Genomic DNA, 14,944 nt, shown 5'->3' with positions numbered 1-14,944 from the left:
CCGGCCCGCCCCGGCCGCGCGCTCGGGGTTCCGGCCCGGCGTGGCCGCCGCCTCGGCCGTGCTCGTGGCGCTGCTGGCCGGCGGCGGGGCGCTGCTGGTCGCCCATGCCCAGGGGGAGAAGGAACCCGGTCCCCGGGTCTCCGGTCCGGTGGTCGCCGGATCCCCGTCCGACGACGGCCGCCAGAGCGACGGGCCCGAGCCGTCCCGCGACACCACCCGGCCGCGGCCGACCGGGAACCGGCCGACCACCGACGCGCCGCCCCCGGCGCAGGCGGGCACGCTGCGCTGCACCGACGTCACCCCCTACCGGATCCCCGCCGGGGAGACCTCCGGCGGCATCGGGTTCGACGCCGAGGGCGGGCCGGTCTCCTGGACCGCCTCCTCCTCGGGCGCCGGTTCGCTCAGTTCCGCGAGCGGTTCCCTCGACGCGGGCGCGCACGCCTACGTCGCCCTGAACCTGTCCGCGGCCGACCTCGCCGCGGCGGGCTCCTCCACCGTCACCGTGGTGGGAGGCGGGACGACGTGCACCCGCGTCATCGCCTGGGAGGCGCGGACCGACCCCGGCCCCGGCCCGGGCCCCGACCCCGATCCCGAACCGACGGAGACGTCCTCTCCCGAGCCCACGGAGACGACCACGCCTTCCCCGGAAGCGCCCGTGGAGGGCGGAGCCGAGTAGCGGCCGCCGCCCGGCTCAGGGGCGGCGGTACCGCAGGAACAGGTGCTCCCCCTCCTGCCGCACGCTCGCCAGGGTCATCTCCTGCGCCACGGCCGGGCCGTCCAGGACGCGCACGGCGCCACCGCCCAGCAGGACGGGGCTGACGGTCAGGCACAGCTCGTCCAGCAGCCCCTCGGACACGAGCTGGCCCAGCAGGATGGGGCCGCCCTCGCACAGCACCTTGCCCATGCCCCGCTCGCGCAGCTGCGCCAGGGCCGACCGGTGGTCGACGGAGTTCTCCCCGGCGACGATCACCTCGGCGTGCTCGCGGGCCTCGGCCAGGCCGGGCGCCTTGCGGGTGGTGACCAGGATCGTGCGGCCCTCGAACAGGGGGCTGGAGTAGTCGAACCCCAGGCTGCGGGACACGACGGCCAGCGGCACCTTGGCCGGCCCGTACCCCTCGGCCCGTACCGTGCCCGCGCCGACCAGGACCACGTCGGACAGCTCGCGCAGCCGGTGGAACAGCCTGTGGTCCGCCTCGTTGCCCAGGCCGCCGCTCAGCCCGTCGCGGGTCGCCGCCCCGTCGACGCTGGCGATCATGTTGGCGCGCAGCCAGGGGTCCTGCGGATAGCGGTACTCGGCGTACTCGTCGTGTTCAGCCATGCTTACAGCCATACACGCACGACTCAGTTCTCGTCCGCGTGGGCCGCTATCAGTTCCGCCACCTCGGCGGCGTGCGTCACCGGCGCCCAGTGCCGGGCGGCCAGCCGGACCGTGCGCAGGTCGGAGGCGTACGGCCGCGGCGCCTCGGCCGCCAGGCGGGGCGTCACGAACGGGTCCTTCTCGGCGATGACGACCTGCACCGGGACGTCCGTGGTGCGCTTCCGCGGGTGCAGGAGCCGGTCGGGCATGTTGGCGCGGTAGAGGGAGACGCCCGCCGCGCCGTCGCGGGACAGGGTCGGCGCGAAGTGCCCGTGGCCGGGCATGCCCTCGGACCGGGCGATGATCCGCGCGGCCATTCCCGTGCGCCAGCCCAGCTCGGGCAGCAGCGGCAGCTGGAAGAACCCGATGTACCAGGAGTGCAGCGCCTGGGCGAGGCGGGCGGAGGGCGGCGCCCCGTCGCGGCCCCACATCCCGGCGTGGTCCAGGCAGGGGCCGGAGATCGAGGTGTAGGAGGCGAACCGCTCGGGCATCGTGGTCACCGCCTCCCAGCCCTGGATGGAGCCCCAGTCGTGCCCGGCCAGGTGCACCGGGCCGTCGCCGCCCACCGCGTCGAGCACGGCGCGCAGGTCGTTCATCAGGTGGACGAAGCGGTAGGCCGCGCGCGGCCGGGGCCTGCCGGACTCCCCCGCGCCCCGCACGTCGTAGGTGACCACGCGGAACCGGGGAGCGAGCCGCTCGACGACGCCGTCCCACACCCGGCGGGTGTCGGGATAGCCGTGCAGGAGCACCAGCGTCGGACCGTCCCCGCGTCCCCGCACCTCGGCCGCGAGCCCGACACCGTCTCCTTGGATCTTCATGGTCATCCGCCGATTACAGTGGTCCGCTCGCCCCGGGGTCAAGGTCCGGGGCGCCGTCGGGGCCCGCGAACCCGCCGCTACACTGTGGCCATTGCATCACCATTGGCGAAAGGCTCAACACATGTCTGGCAGCGGCGGTTCGCACGCGGGTAAGGCGCAGTCCTGGGTGGCGGTCGCGATCATCTTCACCGGCTTCATGGTCGGCGGGCTGGGTCTTCCGCTTGGCATCTGGCCCATGTTCTGGGCGGGCGTCGCCGTCGTCGCGGTCGGTTCCGCGGTCGCCCTCTACGTCCGGATCATGACCGACGTCGTCGTCGCGGTCCCCCCGCAGATCTGAGCATGCCATGAGGCTGCACAAGCTCTCCTTCGAGGAGGAGATCCGTGCCCGGCAGCTGGCCCGGCGCCCCCTCGACGAGGGCAAGACCTTCGAGCACGGTCCGGCGAAGTTCATCTTCGTCTCACTGATCGTGATCACGGTGGTGTCGCACCTCATCGCCTTGGCGCTGCTCTGGTTCACCCCGAGCTGAGGGGTACGCGCCCCGGCACCCCGTCACACCTCCGGGTAGGGTCCTGTCGTCGGCGGATACGGCAGTTCCGGGAGGTGCTATGACGATCCGCATGGTGAGCGGGATCGCCGTGCTCGCGCTGGCGGGCACGGCGATCGGCGTTCCCGCGGCGGCCGCCCCGCCGTCCCGCTGCGCCCTCGGCTCCTGGAAGCTCACCCGCGCGACGCTGAACATCGACTCCGCCGCGGCCCACCTGCGCTTCGACGGCGGCTCGGGCGTCGTCCTGAGACTGGACGGACGCACCGCCTCCTACTCCTTCGGCTCCTCCGCCAGGTTCACCGAGACCGGCACGTCCAACGGGCGGTCCGTCTCGGGCTGGATGCGCTACCGCAAGTCACTGCGGCTGAAGACCCGCGTCTCCGCCGCGCGGCTGACCGGTTCGCCCTCTTCGGCGACCGGCCACGCCACCCTGAAGATCCGCCAGACCCGCCCCCTGAACTACGATCCCTCACCCCAGCGGGTGGCGACCCTGCTCCGGCACGGCAAGTTCAGCGGCATCCCCTCCTCGGCCACCTACACCTGCGGCGGCGGCACCCTGCGCCTGCACCAGACGGAGGTCACCTCCGGCGGCACCCTCAACGGCACCTGGACCTACCGCCGGCTCTAGAAGCCGGCCAGGTCCAGGGCTTCCAGGAGGCTGTCGGCGACCGGGACGCCGGTCAGGGAGAGCTCCTCGCGGCGCTGCATGCCGCCGGTGTACAGGACGGCGCGGGCGCCGATGCGGGCGGCGGCCACGGCGTCGTCGGCGGCGTCGCCGATCACCACGAGGTCGGCGGGGTCCAGGCCCAGCGCGGCGGCGTGGCGGACCATGTGCTCGGCCTTGCCGCCGCCGGGGGGCGCGTCGCGCAGGCCGTCCACCAGGGTGAAGAACGGGGTGATGCCGAACTTCCCGACGGTGCCCACCAGGTGGTCGTGCCCGGCCATCGACAGGATCGACTGGCTGCGTCCGCCCTCGGCCACCCGGTTCAGCGCCGTCATGCACTCGCCGGCCAGCAGGCAGGTGTCCAGCAGCCGCTCGTAGGCGAGGTGGAAGAGCGAGTCCATCCGCTCCCACTCGCCCTCGTGCAGGGGACGGCCGAGCAGCTTCTCGTAGGTGACCCAGATCGGGCGGGTGTAGGCGGCGATGATCTCCGCCGAGGTGACGCCCTCGGCCTCGGTTCCCCTGAAGACCTCGACACTGGCGTCGAGGACGATGTCCCGGTCGTTGAGGAGTGTGCCGTTCCAGTCCCAGATGATGTGCTTCACGGCGGCCATGTTAGGCATCTCCTCCCGCAGGTCGAAACGGTTTTCCACGACGGCGAGGCGGGCGGCGCCCCGGAGGGTGCCGCCCGCCTTCCGGACCGCGCGCTCAGGCGTTCTTGATCGCGGAGACCTCGAACTCGAGGTTGATCTTCTCGCTGACCAGCACGCCGCCGGTCTCCAGCGCGGCGTTGAAGGTGACGCCGAAGTCGCTGCGGTTGATGGAGGTCGTGCCCTCGAAGCCGATGCGCTCGTTGCCGAACGGGTCCTTGGCCGCGCCCTGGAACTCGAAGTCGACGGTGACCTGCTTGGTCACGCCCTTGATGGTCAGGTCGCCGGTGACCCGGAAGAGCTCGGCGGAGGCCTGCTCGACGGCGGTGGAGGCGAAGGTGATCTCCGGGTACTTCTCGACCTCGAGGAAGTCACCGGTGCGCAGGTGGCCGTCGCGCTGCTCGTTGCGGGTGTCGATGCTGGCCGTGGCGATCTTCACCTCGACCGAGGAGCGGGAGGGGTCGTCGCCGTCGACCTTCGCGGTGCCGGAGAACTCGTTGAACGCGCCGCGCACCTTGGTGACCATGGCGTGGCGGGCCGAGAAGCCGATCCGGGTGTGGGTCGGGTCGATGGTGTAGGTGCCGGTCAGCGCGGAGAGGGCGGTGCTCATCTGGTGCCTCCAAGAAGTTGAACTTTCAACTCTTAGATTAGCCAAGATTGGTGACGTGTCAAGTAGTCTGGGGAACATGACGCGATGGCTCTCCGACGAGGAACAACGCCTCTGGCGCGACTTCCTGCGCATGCACACCGACCTGTGGGCCGTGGTCGGCCGCGACCTCCAGAGCGGGTCCGGCCTGTCCCCCGGCGACTTCGAAGTACTCGTCCACCTCACCGACAGCGCCGGGCACCGGCTCCGCGTCACCGAGCTGGCCCGCGCCATGCGCTGGGAGCGCAGCCGGCTCTCCCACCAGCTGTCGCGGATGGAGAAGCGGGGGCTGATCCTCCGGCAGGAGTGCCCCGAGGACGCCAGGGGCGCCTTCGTCGTGCTCACCCCCGAGGGGCTGGGCGCGATCGAGTCCGCCGCCCCCTCGCACGTGGAGACCGTCCGCCGCGTGCTCTTCGACGTGCTCGCCCCGCACCAGCTGGACGCCCTCGCCGACGTCTGCGCCACCGTTTTGGCCGAGCTGGACCGGCCGACCGCAGCGAAGCGAGGATCGGCCGGCCAGCCCGCGGGGGCCTGGGGGTCGCCCCCAGACCAACAGGACCGGCCGACCGCGGCGGGGCGCGGGACGGCTGGTCCGGTCACGGGGGCCTGGGGGCCGCCTCCGGACGAACAGGGTCAGTCGGCCTCGGAGGACTCCGGCAGTTCGACGGAGCCGGGGATGAACGGCAGCCGCTGAGTCGTCACCGACGACTCGCGCTTGACGCCCTGCTCCAGCAGCGCGATCTTGTGCCGCAGCGCGCCGGACTGCCGGAGCAGCTGGTCGTTGTCGTGCTGCAGCCGGTTCAGCCGCTTGCGCATCCGCCGATGCACCACCACCCCCCCGACGACCATTCCCGCCACCAGCGCCCCCAGCGCCGGCAGCCACAACGCCCCCACCGTGATGATGAGGAGGATCATCCCGGCGGACAACGCGCGGCCGTGCCTTTCGGCCCAGTCCCAAGCGGCGTTGACGCGTTTGGGGATCCTCACCTGCCACCTCCTTTTCTGTCGAACCTGAACCGGTGAACGGAGGAACAAGGTCACGACGTTCCCCCGACACCCTGCCACCGGGGAAGAAGGAGGAAACTCACAGCCCCCGCTCCCCCGCGTCCTCTCCCGCTCAGCGCGCCCTGTCGCGCAGCGCCCGGTTGGTCCGGGCGGTGGGCGCGGCCGCGGCGGGGTCCTCCGGCCACGGGTGGCGCGGATAGCGCCCCCGCAGCTCGGCGCGCACCGCCCGGTAGCCCTCCCGCCAGAAGGACTCCAGGTCCGCGGTCACCGCGGCGGGCCGGCCCGCCGGGGACAGCAGGTGCACCAGCAGGGGCACCCTGCCGCCGGCCAGCGCGGGCGCCTTCGGCCAGCCGAAGAGCTCCTGCAGCTTGACCGCCAGCACGGGCCGCTCCCCCGAGTAGTCCACCTTGACCCGCGATCCGCTGGGGACCGCGATCCGCTCGGGCGCCAGCTCCTCCAGCCGTGCGGCCTCCGGCCACGGCAGCATGCCGCGCAGGAGGTCCTCGGCGGAGCGCGACGGTCTCGCCGGCGCCTCCGCCCACTGCCCGGCCGCCCGCCCGGTCAGCGCCGCGTCGTCCACGGCGGGCCACGGCCCGCCCAGCGCGCGGTGCAGGAAGTCCAGCCGCTCCCGCAGCCGCCGCGCCTCCCCGCTCCAGTCGAGGAACGCGGGGCCAGCCCTGCGCAGCTCGCCCAGCAGCGCCTCCCGCACCGCCTCCGGCCCGGGTTCGACGGGCCGTGCGGACAGCTCGATCGCGCCGAGGAGCTCCACCTCCCTGGCCCGTACCGCGCCGCCCTCCCAGAGGACCTCCTCCCGGACGTCCAGCAGCGCCGCCGCGGCCTCCCGCGCCGTCGCCTCGTCGATCTCCACCGCCTGCCGGACCCGCGCCGACGCCGCTCCCACCGGCCGGTCGGCCACCGCCACCGCCAGCCAGGCCGCCCGCGCCAGCCCCCCGGGCACCGTCGCCCCCGTACCCGAGGCCATGAGGTGCCCGCCCGACGCACGCGCCCGCGCCACCCGCTCCGGATAGGCCAGCGCCACGACCAGCCCGGCCGCCGCCTCATCGGACAGCCTTTCCCCCGCCGCGACGGTCCGCGGAGCGGACGCGGCGGCCTGCGAAGCGGACGCGGTTCCGTCCCGCGGAGCGGCCGCGCCGCCACCGCCCGCAGAGGATGCGGCCTCGCCGTGCGGAGCGGATATACCACCACCGCGCGAGGCGGACGAGGCATCGATGTGCGGAGCAGACGCGGCGTCTTCGTGCGGGGCGGTCGCGGTGGCGTCGTCGTGGAGGGCGGAGCGGAGGCGGCGGGTCTCGGTCTTCCAGCGGGGGTGGGTGCGCAGGCGGCGCCAGGCGGTGACGAGGTCTTCGGGGGTGTCGGAGGGCAGGGGCTCGGAGAGGAGGGCGACGAGTTCGGCGGCGCGACGGGCGCCGGTGCGCGGGGAGGCGTCGAGGAGGGCGCGGGCCAGGCGGGGGTGCAGGCCCAGGGCGTTCATCCGGCGGCCGCGGGCGGTGGCGCGGCCGGCGGCGTCCAGCGCGCTCAGGCCGTGCAGGGTGGAGCGGGCCGCGGCCAGGGCCGCCTCGGGCGGCGGGGTGAGCAGGGCGAGCTCCGCCGGGTCGGTCGTTCCCCAGCAGGCCAGGTGGAGGGCGAAGGGGGCGAGGTCGGCCAGGGCGATCTCCGGCTGCGGCCACGGCGCGAGCCGTTCGGACTCGGGCCAGCAGCGGTAGACGGTGCCGGGCGCCTCGCGGGCGGCGCGGCCCGCGCGCTGCTCGGCCGCGGCGCGGGAGACGCGGACGGTGGTGAGCGCGCCCAGGCCCCGGGTGTGGTCGGTGCGGGGTTCGCGGGCCAGGCCCGCGTCGACGACCGCGCGGATGCCGGGAAGGGTGAGGCTGGACTCGGCGACCGAGGTGGCCAGGATCACCCGGCGCCCGGCCGAGGCGTCCAGCGCGGCGTCCTGGGTCTCGGCGGGCGCCTGCCCGTGCAGCTGCAGCACCGGGAGGTCGGCGAGCGCGCCGGCGACACGCCGCAGCTCGCCCACGCCCGGCAGGAAGCACAGGACGCCGCCCTCCTGCTCGTTCCAGGCGCGGCGGACCGTGCGGGCCACGTGGTCCAGGAGCGCCGGGTCCACCCGGGTGCCGTGGGCGGGCGCCCCCGCCCGCGGCGGCGGGGCCCAGACCTCGGTCAGCGGGTGCAGGACGGAGGCCGCCTCGACGACCGGAGCGTCCTCCAGCAGCGCGGCCCAGCGCGCCGCGTCGGCGGTGGCGCTGGCGGCGACGACCTTCAGGTCGGGGCGCAGGGTCTGGCGGACCTCCAGCAGGAAGGCCAGGGCGGTGTCGGCGTCCAGGTGCCGCTCGTGGCACTCGTCGACCACGACCACGTCGACGCCGGCGAGTTCCGGGTCGCGCTGCAGGCGCTGCAGCAGCACGCCGGTGGTGACGGCCTCGACGCGGCTGCCGGGCCGGTGCTCGCCGCGCACGGTGAAGCCGACCCGCCTCCCGACGGGCTCTTCCAGCATCCAGGCCATGCGGCGGGCCGCGGCGCGGGCGGCGATCCGGCGGGGCTCGGCGACCAGGACGCGGGCGCTCGCCCCGCCGAGCAGCCCGGCCAGGGCGAGCGGGACCAGTGTCGTCTTGCCGGTGCCGGGCGGGGCGGTGAGCACGGCGGCGCCCGAGGCCACCGCCGTCTCCAGTGACGGGAGTGCCTCGCGGATCGGCAGATCCAGACCGCGCATGACCCAAGGATAGGAAATACCGGAGGTCCTCTTGGCGTTTCGGCGATCAGGAGTTCCCGTGTCGGGCGGGATGTGAGGAGGGCGACGGTGGACGAGCGCTTCGCGGACCAGACGGTGGTCCGGCGGATGTTGTGGGACTCACAGACCTGGGCGTTCGTCGGATTGAGCGCCAATCCCACCCGTACCGTCTACGACCAGGCGCGGCTGCTCCAGGAGCGCGGCAAGAAGATCGTCCCGGTGCACCCGGACCGCGCCCCGGTGCTGGGCGAGCAGGCGTACGCGAGCCTGGCCGAGGTGCCGGTGCCCATCGACGTCGTCGGTGTCTACCGGCGCGCCGAGGCCGCGGGCGAGGTCGTCGACGAGGCGATCCGGGTCGGCGCCAAGGGCGTGTGGCTGCCGCTCGACGTGATCGACGAGGCCGCGGCGGAACGGGCGCTGGCGGCCGGCCTGGACGTGGTCATGGACCGCTGTCCGGCCGTGGAGTGGTCGCTGCGCCACCGCCGCTGAACGTGAGTCGAGTGCGTGCGGCGGGGCCCGCGCGTCATCCCGTGCGCACCGGCCCGGCCTGCTCCTCGGCCGCCTCGGGGTGCAGGGCGAGCCAGCCGTGCAGCACCATGTGCAGTTCCAGGCGGCTCGCCGGGGCATAGATGCCCTCGCCGAGCAGGCCCTCCAGCTGCCGCACCCGGTAGCGGATGGTCTGCGCGTGCATGTGCAGCCGCTGGGCGACCTCGGTGGCGTTGAAGCCCGACTCCAGGCAGGCCAGCAGGGTCTCGGCCAGCACGCGGCGCTGGCGCGGGCGCAGTTCCAGCAGCGGCCCGAGGCGGCGCTCGGCCACCTGGCACAGCAGGTCCGACCGGTCCAGGATCATCAGGGACGGCAGGTTCTCGACCGCCAGGATCGGGCCGTCGCCGCCGATGAGGCCGCGGCGCGCCAGGTCCAGCCCCCGCCTCGCCCAGTCCAGGGAGCGGGCGGCCTCGGCGGGCGGGACGGTGGGGCCGACGACCGCGGTCCACTCGCGCAGCCCGTTCTCCAGCATCCGGCGCCGGCCCGGCCCCTCGGGGTCGGGGACGACCAGGCAGGGCTCGCTCAGGTGCAGCCCGACCAGCACCTCCGAGGGCAGCGCCGGGCGGCGCGCGGGCACGTCCTCGCGCTCGCGCAGCGCGACGACGGCGATCGTCTGCGGCATCGTCCATTCGGACCTGGCGGCCAGGTCGCGGATCTCCTTCATGTCCGGTCCGGGACCGGCGAGGAGCAGTTCCAGCAGCCTGCGGCGCCTGCCCTGGTACTCGCCGACCTCGCGGGCGCTGGCCTCGGTGTGCCCTTCGGCCACCGCCTCGGCGAGCCGGTCGATGTAGGCCAGGACCGACGCGGTGATCTGGCCGACGAGCTCGCCCGGCACCTCCAGCGGCAGGTCGCGGTTGCGGCGGGTGATGTAGGCGATGGCGGCGCTGGTGCCGATCCGCGCCGACCGCTGCCAGGTCTCCAGGCTGCGGCCCTCCCTGGCCTCGCCGACGCCCAGCTCGCGGAAGAAGGCGATGACCTCGTCGGACTCCAGTGCCGGATCGGCCACCATGTCGAACCAGTGGCCGACGGCGTACTCGACGGCCTTCTCCACGACCTCGGCGTATCTGGGGTCGTGCGGCCGCACGTAGTCGGGGATGCTCTCCTCGATGGCGGCCACCCCTTCCCTGGCGATCTGCGACAGTTGCGGCCGGTAGTGCCGTACGAGATCGTCCAGGGCTCTCCGGTGGGTCTCGTAGTCCAAGATTCCCTGGAGCAGGCCCACGCTCCGGGCCCCCTCTCTGTCCTAGAGCAGCTCTTTCACATCGTGTTCATGGTTCAACAGAGCGCCGGGCATATCCAGCCTGGGGAGGTGAAGCGTTTATCGCGCGACTTATGTCACACCCCTCTCTCAACGGTCGAGCCGGTCAATCCCCGACAAAACCCAGCGACCGTCCCGGCGCACCGCGTCGACCGCGCGCATCGCCGCGGCGCCGGCGCTCCGCTCGGTGCCGTCCGCCGCGGTGCCGAACCGCTCGGCGAACACCAGGAAAACGAGTGCGATCCGCCGCCGGCGAGCGCACCGCGGCGCGGCTGACCTTGGCCGTCAGGACGAGTCCGCGTTCCGGTGGAAATCCCGCAGGGAGTCGGGGAATCGTTCGTGCCGTACGACGGCGGCGTCCGCCGGGGGCTCTCCCACCGTCTTCCGGGTCGCCCCGGGATCGGGGTGATCACAGGAGAAGAGCCATCCCACCGCTCCGGCCGCCCGGCCGAGGGCCTCCGCGGTGTGACCGTTACCGGTCAGCGCCACGTCGCGTGCGCCGGGAGGCTCCCTTCGGCGCGGGTCTGGTGCGCGCGCCATGGCGGCGCGATCGGGGGTCGCCTCCGTCGGGCAAAACGCAACGGAACCGAGATTTCGTTCATCCTTCATCCGGGCGCGGCCCCCGCTTAGGATCGCGGTAAAGCGGTCAGCAGCAGGCCCTGCCTGTTCCCACCCCTCGTCTCACCGCCTCTCCTTCCCTGGCGTGCCCGTGACGAGAGGTGTCCTCCCTGTGCCCATGCTGAGCGTCGTCGTCCCCTTCCACAACGTGGCCGAATACCTGGACGCCTGCCTGTCCTCCCTCGCCGCCCAGACCGTGACGGACCTGGAGGTGGTCATGGTCGACGACGGCTCCACCGACGAGGGCGCGCGCGTCGCCGAGGCGTGGACGGCGCGGGACGAGCGCTTCGTCCTGCTCCGGCGCGAGCACGCCGGGCCCGGGGCGGCCCGCAACGCCGGCGTGGCCCTCGCCCGCGGCTCCTTCCTGGCCTTCGCCGACGGCGACGACGTCGTCCCGCCCGACGCCTACGACCTCATGCTCCGCACGCTGGAGCGCACCGGCTCCGACGTGGTCTCCGGCGGGGTGCGGCGCATGGGCTCCTACGGCACCAAGCCCTCGGCCCTGCACGCCCGCGCCATCACCGACAAGCGCCTGGGCACCCACATCAGCCGCACGCCGAGCCTGCTCTACGACGTGACGATGTGGAACAAGGTCATCCGCCGGAGCCTGTGGGACGAGCACGGGCTGAGCTTCCCCGAGGGCGTCCTGTACGAGGACATCCGGCTGGCCGTCCGGCTGCACTGCCTGGCCCGCCGGGTCGACGTCGTCACCGAGCCGATCTACCTGTGGCGGGAGCGGTCCGGCGGCAACCCCTCCATCACCCAGCGGCGCGACATGCCCGACAACCTGCGCGACCGTGTCTCGGCGCTGCTCGACATCGACGCCTTCCTCGCCGAGCACGCGCCCCGCAGGTTGTGCCGCGCCCACCACCGCAAGGCGCTCAGCAACGACCTCCCGCTGTACTTCAAGGAGCTGCACCGCGTCGGAGACGACTACCGCGAGCTGTTCTTGGACCGTGTCAACGCCTACCTGGAACGGATCCCCGCCCGCGCCTACCGGGGGCTGCCCGCGATGCAGAAGCTCGGCTTCCACCTCACCCGCGCCCGCCGCATGGACGCGCTGCTGGACCTGCTGGCCTGGGAACGCGCCCTCAAGCCCGGCGCGCTGCCCGTCGTCCGGGAGAGGCTGCGCCTGTACGCCGACCTGCCGTTCCGCGACGACCCGACCATCCCGTCCCGGGTATTCCGACTCGCCGCCGACGAGACCCGGCCCGTCACCCGCGTAGACGAGGTCGCTTGGCAGGACGGGCGGCTCCGGCTCGCCGGACGCGCCTACGTGCCCTACCGGAGCCTGGACGACCGCCGCCGCACGTCCAAGGTCCTGGTGCTGCGCGCTCCCGGGAGGCTGCCGAAGCTCGTCCGGATGCGCGGCGAACTGCACCCCGACGCCACGGCCCGCTCCGGTCAGGACCGCTATGTCTACGACTGGGCCGGGTTCTCCTGCGAGATCGACCCCCGACGGTTGAAGGGCGAGTGGCGCTGCCACGTGGTGGTGCGCGGCCACGGCCTGGTGCGCTCGGCCCCGCTGACCGTCCCGGTGCGCGGCCGCCCGCAGCGCCCCCCGTACGCCGAGCTGGACGGCGACACCCGCATGGTGACCCGCTGGTCGGGCGACCAGCTGTGCGTCTCAGTCCTGCCCCTGCGCACCATCGCCACGGATTTCCGCTTCGACGGCGACGGGCTGGAGCTGACAACGCGGCTCACCGCGCCCGCCGAGCAGGCCCAACTGCTGGTCAAGCAGGGTGCGACCACCCACACGCTGCCCGCCGAGGTCTCCGGCCGCGCCTGCTCGGCGCGGATACCGCTGGACCTGCTCATCGACACCGAGAGCACCGGCGACTACGTCTCCTGGGAGACCTGGCTGCGGCTGGACGGCGGGGAACCGGTCCGCGTCGCGGTCACCGACCGGCTTCCCGAGCGGCGCTACCCCTACCGGGCGCGCGAAGTGGCGGTGCTGCACACCCGCGACGGCAACCTCTCGATCGCCGAACGCACCTTCCGGCCCGTCATCGAGACCGAGGAGTGGACCGAGGACGGCGTGCTGGTGCTGCGCGGCACCTACCTGGGCCCCGGCGAGCTGGTGACGGTGCTGCGCCGTCGCGGCACCGGCGACCTGCACACCTTCCCCTTCACCCAGGACGGCGACCGGTTCGAGGTGCGGCTGGCGCCGCGCGAGGCCGAGGCGTTCGGCCGCCGCGCGCCGCTGCTGGACGGCACCTGGGACATCACCGTGCGGGAGGACGCGCCGCACGAGGACCGGCTGATCTACACCAAGTTCGACCACGGCCACCTGCCGAGCCTCGCCGAGAAGCCCGTCGTCCTCGGCGGCAAGCGCATGCGGTTCCTGTGCTCCCAGTTCGACACCCCGGTCATCGAGGTCTCCGCCGACTCCCGGCCGGACGAGCGCGGCGCCTACGCCCAGCGCGTCCTCCAGGAGCGCTTCTACCCCCTGCACCGCGACCTGCGGATGCGCGACCAGCTGGTCTTCGTCAGCTGGAAGGGCAAGCAGTGCTCCGACAACCCGCGCGCCATCGCCGACGAGCTGCGCCGGCGCGGCGACGACCGCGAGCACGTCTGGGTGGTGCGGGACACCTCGATCGCCGCGCCCGAGGGGGCGACCGTCGTGCGGCAGTGGAGCCGCGACTACTACCGGGCGCTGGCGCGCTCGAAGTACGTCGTCGCCAACGACGACATGCCCGCCTCCTACGTCAAGCGCGAGGGGCAGGTCTACCTCCAGACCTGGCACGGCACCCCGCTGAAGAAGATCGGCTTCGACATCGGCCAGGTGCGGTTCGCCAGCGGCAGCGGCTACCTCGACCACCTGGAGCGCGACGTGGCCAAGTGGGACCTGATGCTCTCGCCCAACCCCTTCAGCACGCCGATCCTGCGCGGCGCGTTCCGGTTCGGCGGCGAGATCCTGGAGACCGGCTACCCGCGCAACGACCTGCTGCACTCGCCCGGCGCCGCCGAACGCGCGGCGCTCGTCCGGGCCCGGCTGGGCCTGCCCGAGGGCAAGCGCGTCGTCCTGTACGCGCCGACCTGGCGGGACGACCGGTTCTACGCCGGGGGCCGCTACCGGTTCGACCAGCGGCTGGACCTGCTGCGGGCGCGCAAGGAGCTGGGGCACGACCACGTGTTCCTCGTCCGCGGCCACCACCTCATCGCCGACGACCTGTACGACCCGTCCTACGGGGACTTCGTCCGCAACGTCACGGCCTACCCGGACATCACCGACCTGTACCTGGTCGCCGACGTCCTCATCACCGACTACTCCTCGGCGATGTTCGACTTCGCGGGCACGGGCCGCCCGATGCTCTTCTTCACCTACGACCTGGAGGCGTACCGCGACCGGTTGCGCGGCTTCTACTTCGACTTCGCCGAGCGCGCGCCGGGGCCGCTGCTGGAGACCTCCGAGGAGGTGCTGGCGGCGTTGCAGGACCTGGACGCGGTGGCGGCGGAGCACGCCCCGGCCTACCGGCGGTTCGCCACCGAGTTCCATCCCCGCGCCGACGGGCTCTCCTCGGCCAGGGCGGCCGACCTGCTCTGCTGAGCGTCCGCGCCTCCGGCGAGGCGGGCGAGCGTCCGGCGCACCGGGAGCGGCCACCGGAGGCGCCCGCGCAGGTGGGGAAGCGGCGGCGGGCGCCATTGAAGAGGCGGCCGCCTCCGCTCCGCCCGCGCCGGGCGCGCCGCGGTCCGGCGCGCCCAGACGGCGAACTGGAACGGGATCGTCGTCAGATAGGCGAAGACGATGATCATCGGCAGCGGCGAGCCGTAGGCGCCGCCGCGGTCCCGCAACTCCTCGACCACCACCAGCAGGTAGAGCAGCCCGAAGCCCCAGCCCGGCCGGCACCAGCCCCAGTCGGCGGCGCAGTGCAGCAGGACGATGGCGACCGCCACCAGGAAGCACCCCGACAACACGAGCGTCGCCATCCAGGCGAGGAGCCCCACTCCCTCCGCCCGCATCACGTCGCCCAGCAGGACGAGGCACAGCACGACGTCCAGCAGCGCGGCGGCCAGCCCGGCCGCCACGATCGCCCCCACCCCGATCCGGCGCATCGCCCCCCTCTCGGGGGAGATCATGCCGATGCTCACAC

The 14,944-nt window shown here is 73.6% G+C and carries 15 protein-coding genes and 1 pseudogene; 7 read left to right on the top strand and 9 right to left on the bottom strand.

The genetic code is table 11. From position 1 onward, the window contains the following. Positions 1 to 676: pseudogene (locus tag ABD140_RS37605) on the top strand (hypothetical protein); the annotation flags it as partial. Between the two features lie 15 nt (positions 677 to 691). On the opposite strand, the gene ABD140_RS37600 reads toward ABD140_RS37605, so the two are convergent. Beyond that, positions 692 to 1,318, bottom strand: a complete 627-nt coding sequence (locus ABD140_RS37600; RefSeq protein ID WP_344247404.1) for a pyrimidine reductase family protein — start codon at positions 1,316 to 1,318, stop codon at positions 692 to 694. A 23-nt stretch (positions 1,319 to 1,341) separates the two neighbouring features. Continuing rightward, on the bottom strand, positions 1,342 to 2,181 hold the full coding sequence (locus ABD140_RS37595) for an alpha/beta fold hydrolase (RefSeq protein ID WP_344247402.1): 840 nt from the start codon (positions 2,179 to 2,181) through the stop codon (positions 1,342 to 1,344). 115 nt (positions 2,182 to 2,296) lie between these two features. Between ABD140_RS37595 and ABD140_RS37590 the strand changes: the two genes are divergently transcribed. The 3 genes from ABD140_RS37590 to ABD140_RS37580 all read left to right on the top strand — a co-directional run bounded on the left by ABD140_RS37590 (position 2,297) and on the right by ABD140_RS37580 (position 3,348). Beyond that, positions 2,297 to 2,512 (top strand): HGxxPAAW family protein, encoded by a 216-nt coding sequence (locus ABD140_RS37590; protein ID WP_344247400.1) that lies wholly within the window; start codon positions 2,297 to 2,299, stop codon positions 2,510 to 2,512. Positions 2,513 to 2,519: 7 nt separating this feature from the next. Next, entirely contained in the window at positions 2,520 to 2,702 is a 183-nt protein-coding gene (locus tag ABD140_RS37585) for a hypothetical protein (protein ID WP_344247398.1), read from the top strand. A gap of 79 nt (positions 2,703 to 2,781) precedes the next feature. Then, complete coding sequence (locus ABD140_RS37580) at positions 2,782 to 3,348, top strand: hypothetical protein (RefSeq protein WP_344247396.1); 567 nt, start codon at positions 2,782 to 2,784, stop codon at positions 3,346 to 3,348. Here ABD140_RS37580 and ABD140_RS37575 read toward each other — a convergent pair. Both ABD140_RS37575 and ABD140_RS37570 read right to left on the bottom strand, forming a co-directional pair. After that, positions 3,345 to 3,986 carry an HAD family hydrolase gene (locus ABD140_RS37575; protein ID WP_344247394.1) on the bottom strand — a complete coding sequence of 214 codons (642 nt, stop codon included), beginning with the start codon at positions 3,984 to 3,986 and terminating at the stop codon, positions 3,345 to 3,347. The genes ABD140_RS37580 and ABD140_RS37575 overlap by 4 nt on opposite strands. 103 nt (positions 3,987 to 4,089) lie before the next feature. Then, positions 4,090 to 4,641, bottom strand: coding sequence for a YceI family protein (locus ABD140_RS37570; RefSeq protein ID WP_344247392.1), 552 nt, complete (start codon positions 4,639 to 4,641; stop codon positions 4,090 to 4,092). A 76-nt stretch (positions 4,642 to 4,717) separates the two neighbouring features. Here ABD140_RS37570 and ABD140_RS37565 point away from each other — a divergent pair, with 76 nt between their 5' ends. After that, positions 4,718 to 5,371 (top strand): MarR family winged helix-turn-helix transcriptional regulator, encoded by a 654-nt coding sequence (locus tag ABD140_RS37565; protein ID WP_344247390.1) that lies wholly within the window; start codon positions 4,718 to 4,720, stop codon positions 5,369 to 5,371. Here the strand turns inward: ABD140_RS37565 and ABD140_RS37560 are convergent. Then, positions 5,311 to 5,664 (bottom strand): hypothetical protein, encoded by a 354-nt coding sequence (locus ABD140_RS37560; RefSeq protein WP_344247388.1) that lies wholly within the window; start codon positions 5,662 to 5,664, stop codon positions 5,311 to 5,313. The genes ABD140_RS37565 and ABD140_RS37560 overlap by 61 nt on opposite strands. Before the next feature lie 130 nt (positions 5,665 to 5,794). Beyond that, positions 5,795 to 8,410 carry an ATP-dependent RNA helicase gene (locus tag ABD140_RS37555; RefSeq protein WP_344247386.1) on the bottom strand — a complete coding sequence of 872 codons (2,616 nt, stop codon included), beginning with the start codon at positions 8,408 to 8,410 and terminating at the stop codon, positions 5,795 to 5,797. Between the two features lie 87 nt (positions 8,411 to 8,497). Between ABD140_RS37555 and ABD140_RS37550 the strand changes: the two genes are divergently transcribed. Continuing rightward, positions 8,498 to 8,917: a CoA-binding protein gene (locus ABD140_RS37550; RefSeq protein WP_344247384.1), complete on the top strand. Its 420-nt coding sequence runs from the start codon at positions 8,498 to 8,500 to the stop codon at positions 8,915 to 8,917. Positions 8,918 to 8,951: 34 nt separating this feature from the next. On the opposite strand, the gene ABD140_RS37545 is transcribed toward ABD140_RS37550, so the two are convergent. Both ABD140_RS37545 and ABD140_RS37540 read right to left on the bottom strand, forming a co-directional pair. Continuing rightward, positions 8,952 to 10,175 carry a PucR family transcriptional regulator gene (locus tag ABD140_RS37545; RefSeq protein ID WP_344247382.1) on the bottom strand — a complete coding sequence of 408 codons (1,224 nt, stop codon included), beginning with the start codon at positions 10,173 to 10,175 and terminating at the stop codon, positions 8,952 to 8,954. Between the two features lie 147 nt (positions 10,176 to 10,322). After that, complete coding sequence (locus ABD140_RS37540) at positions 10,323 to 10,457, bottom strand: hypothetical protein (protein ID WP_344247380.1); 135 nt, start codon at positions 10,455 to 10,457, stop codon at positions 10,323 to 10,325. A gap of 511 nt (positions 10,458 to 10,968) precedes the next feature. Here ABD140_RS37540 and ABD140_RS37535 point away from each other — a divergent pair. Then, complete coding sequence (locus tag ABD140_RS37535; RefSeq protein WP_344247406.1) at positions 10,969 to 14,400, top strand: bifunctional glycosyltransferase/CDP-glycerol:glycerophosphate glycerophosphotransferase; 3,432 nt, start codon at positions 10,969 to 10,971, stop codon at positions 14,398 to 14,400. Here ABD140_RS37535 and ABD140_RS37530 read toward each other — a convergent pair. After that, entirely contained in the window at positions 14,322 to 14,930 is a 609-nt protein-coding gene (locus ABD140_RS37530) for a hypothetical protein (RefSeq protein WP_344247378.1), read from the bottom strand. The genes ABD140_RS37535 and ABD140_RS37530 overlap by 79 nt on opposite strands. Between the last annotated feature and the right edge of the window lie 14 nt (positions 14,931 to 14,944).

Origin of the sequence: Actinocorallia libanotica (assembly GCF_039525175.1) — a bacterium.
GTDB classification, from domain to species: Bacteria; Actinomycetota; Actinomycetes; order Streptosporangiales; family Streptosporangiaceae; genus Actinocorallia; species Actinocorallia libanotica.
Note: the sequence above shows the minus strand (reverse complement) of the source record. Positions and strands in the feature narration are given on the sequence as shown.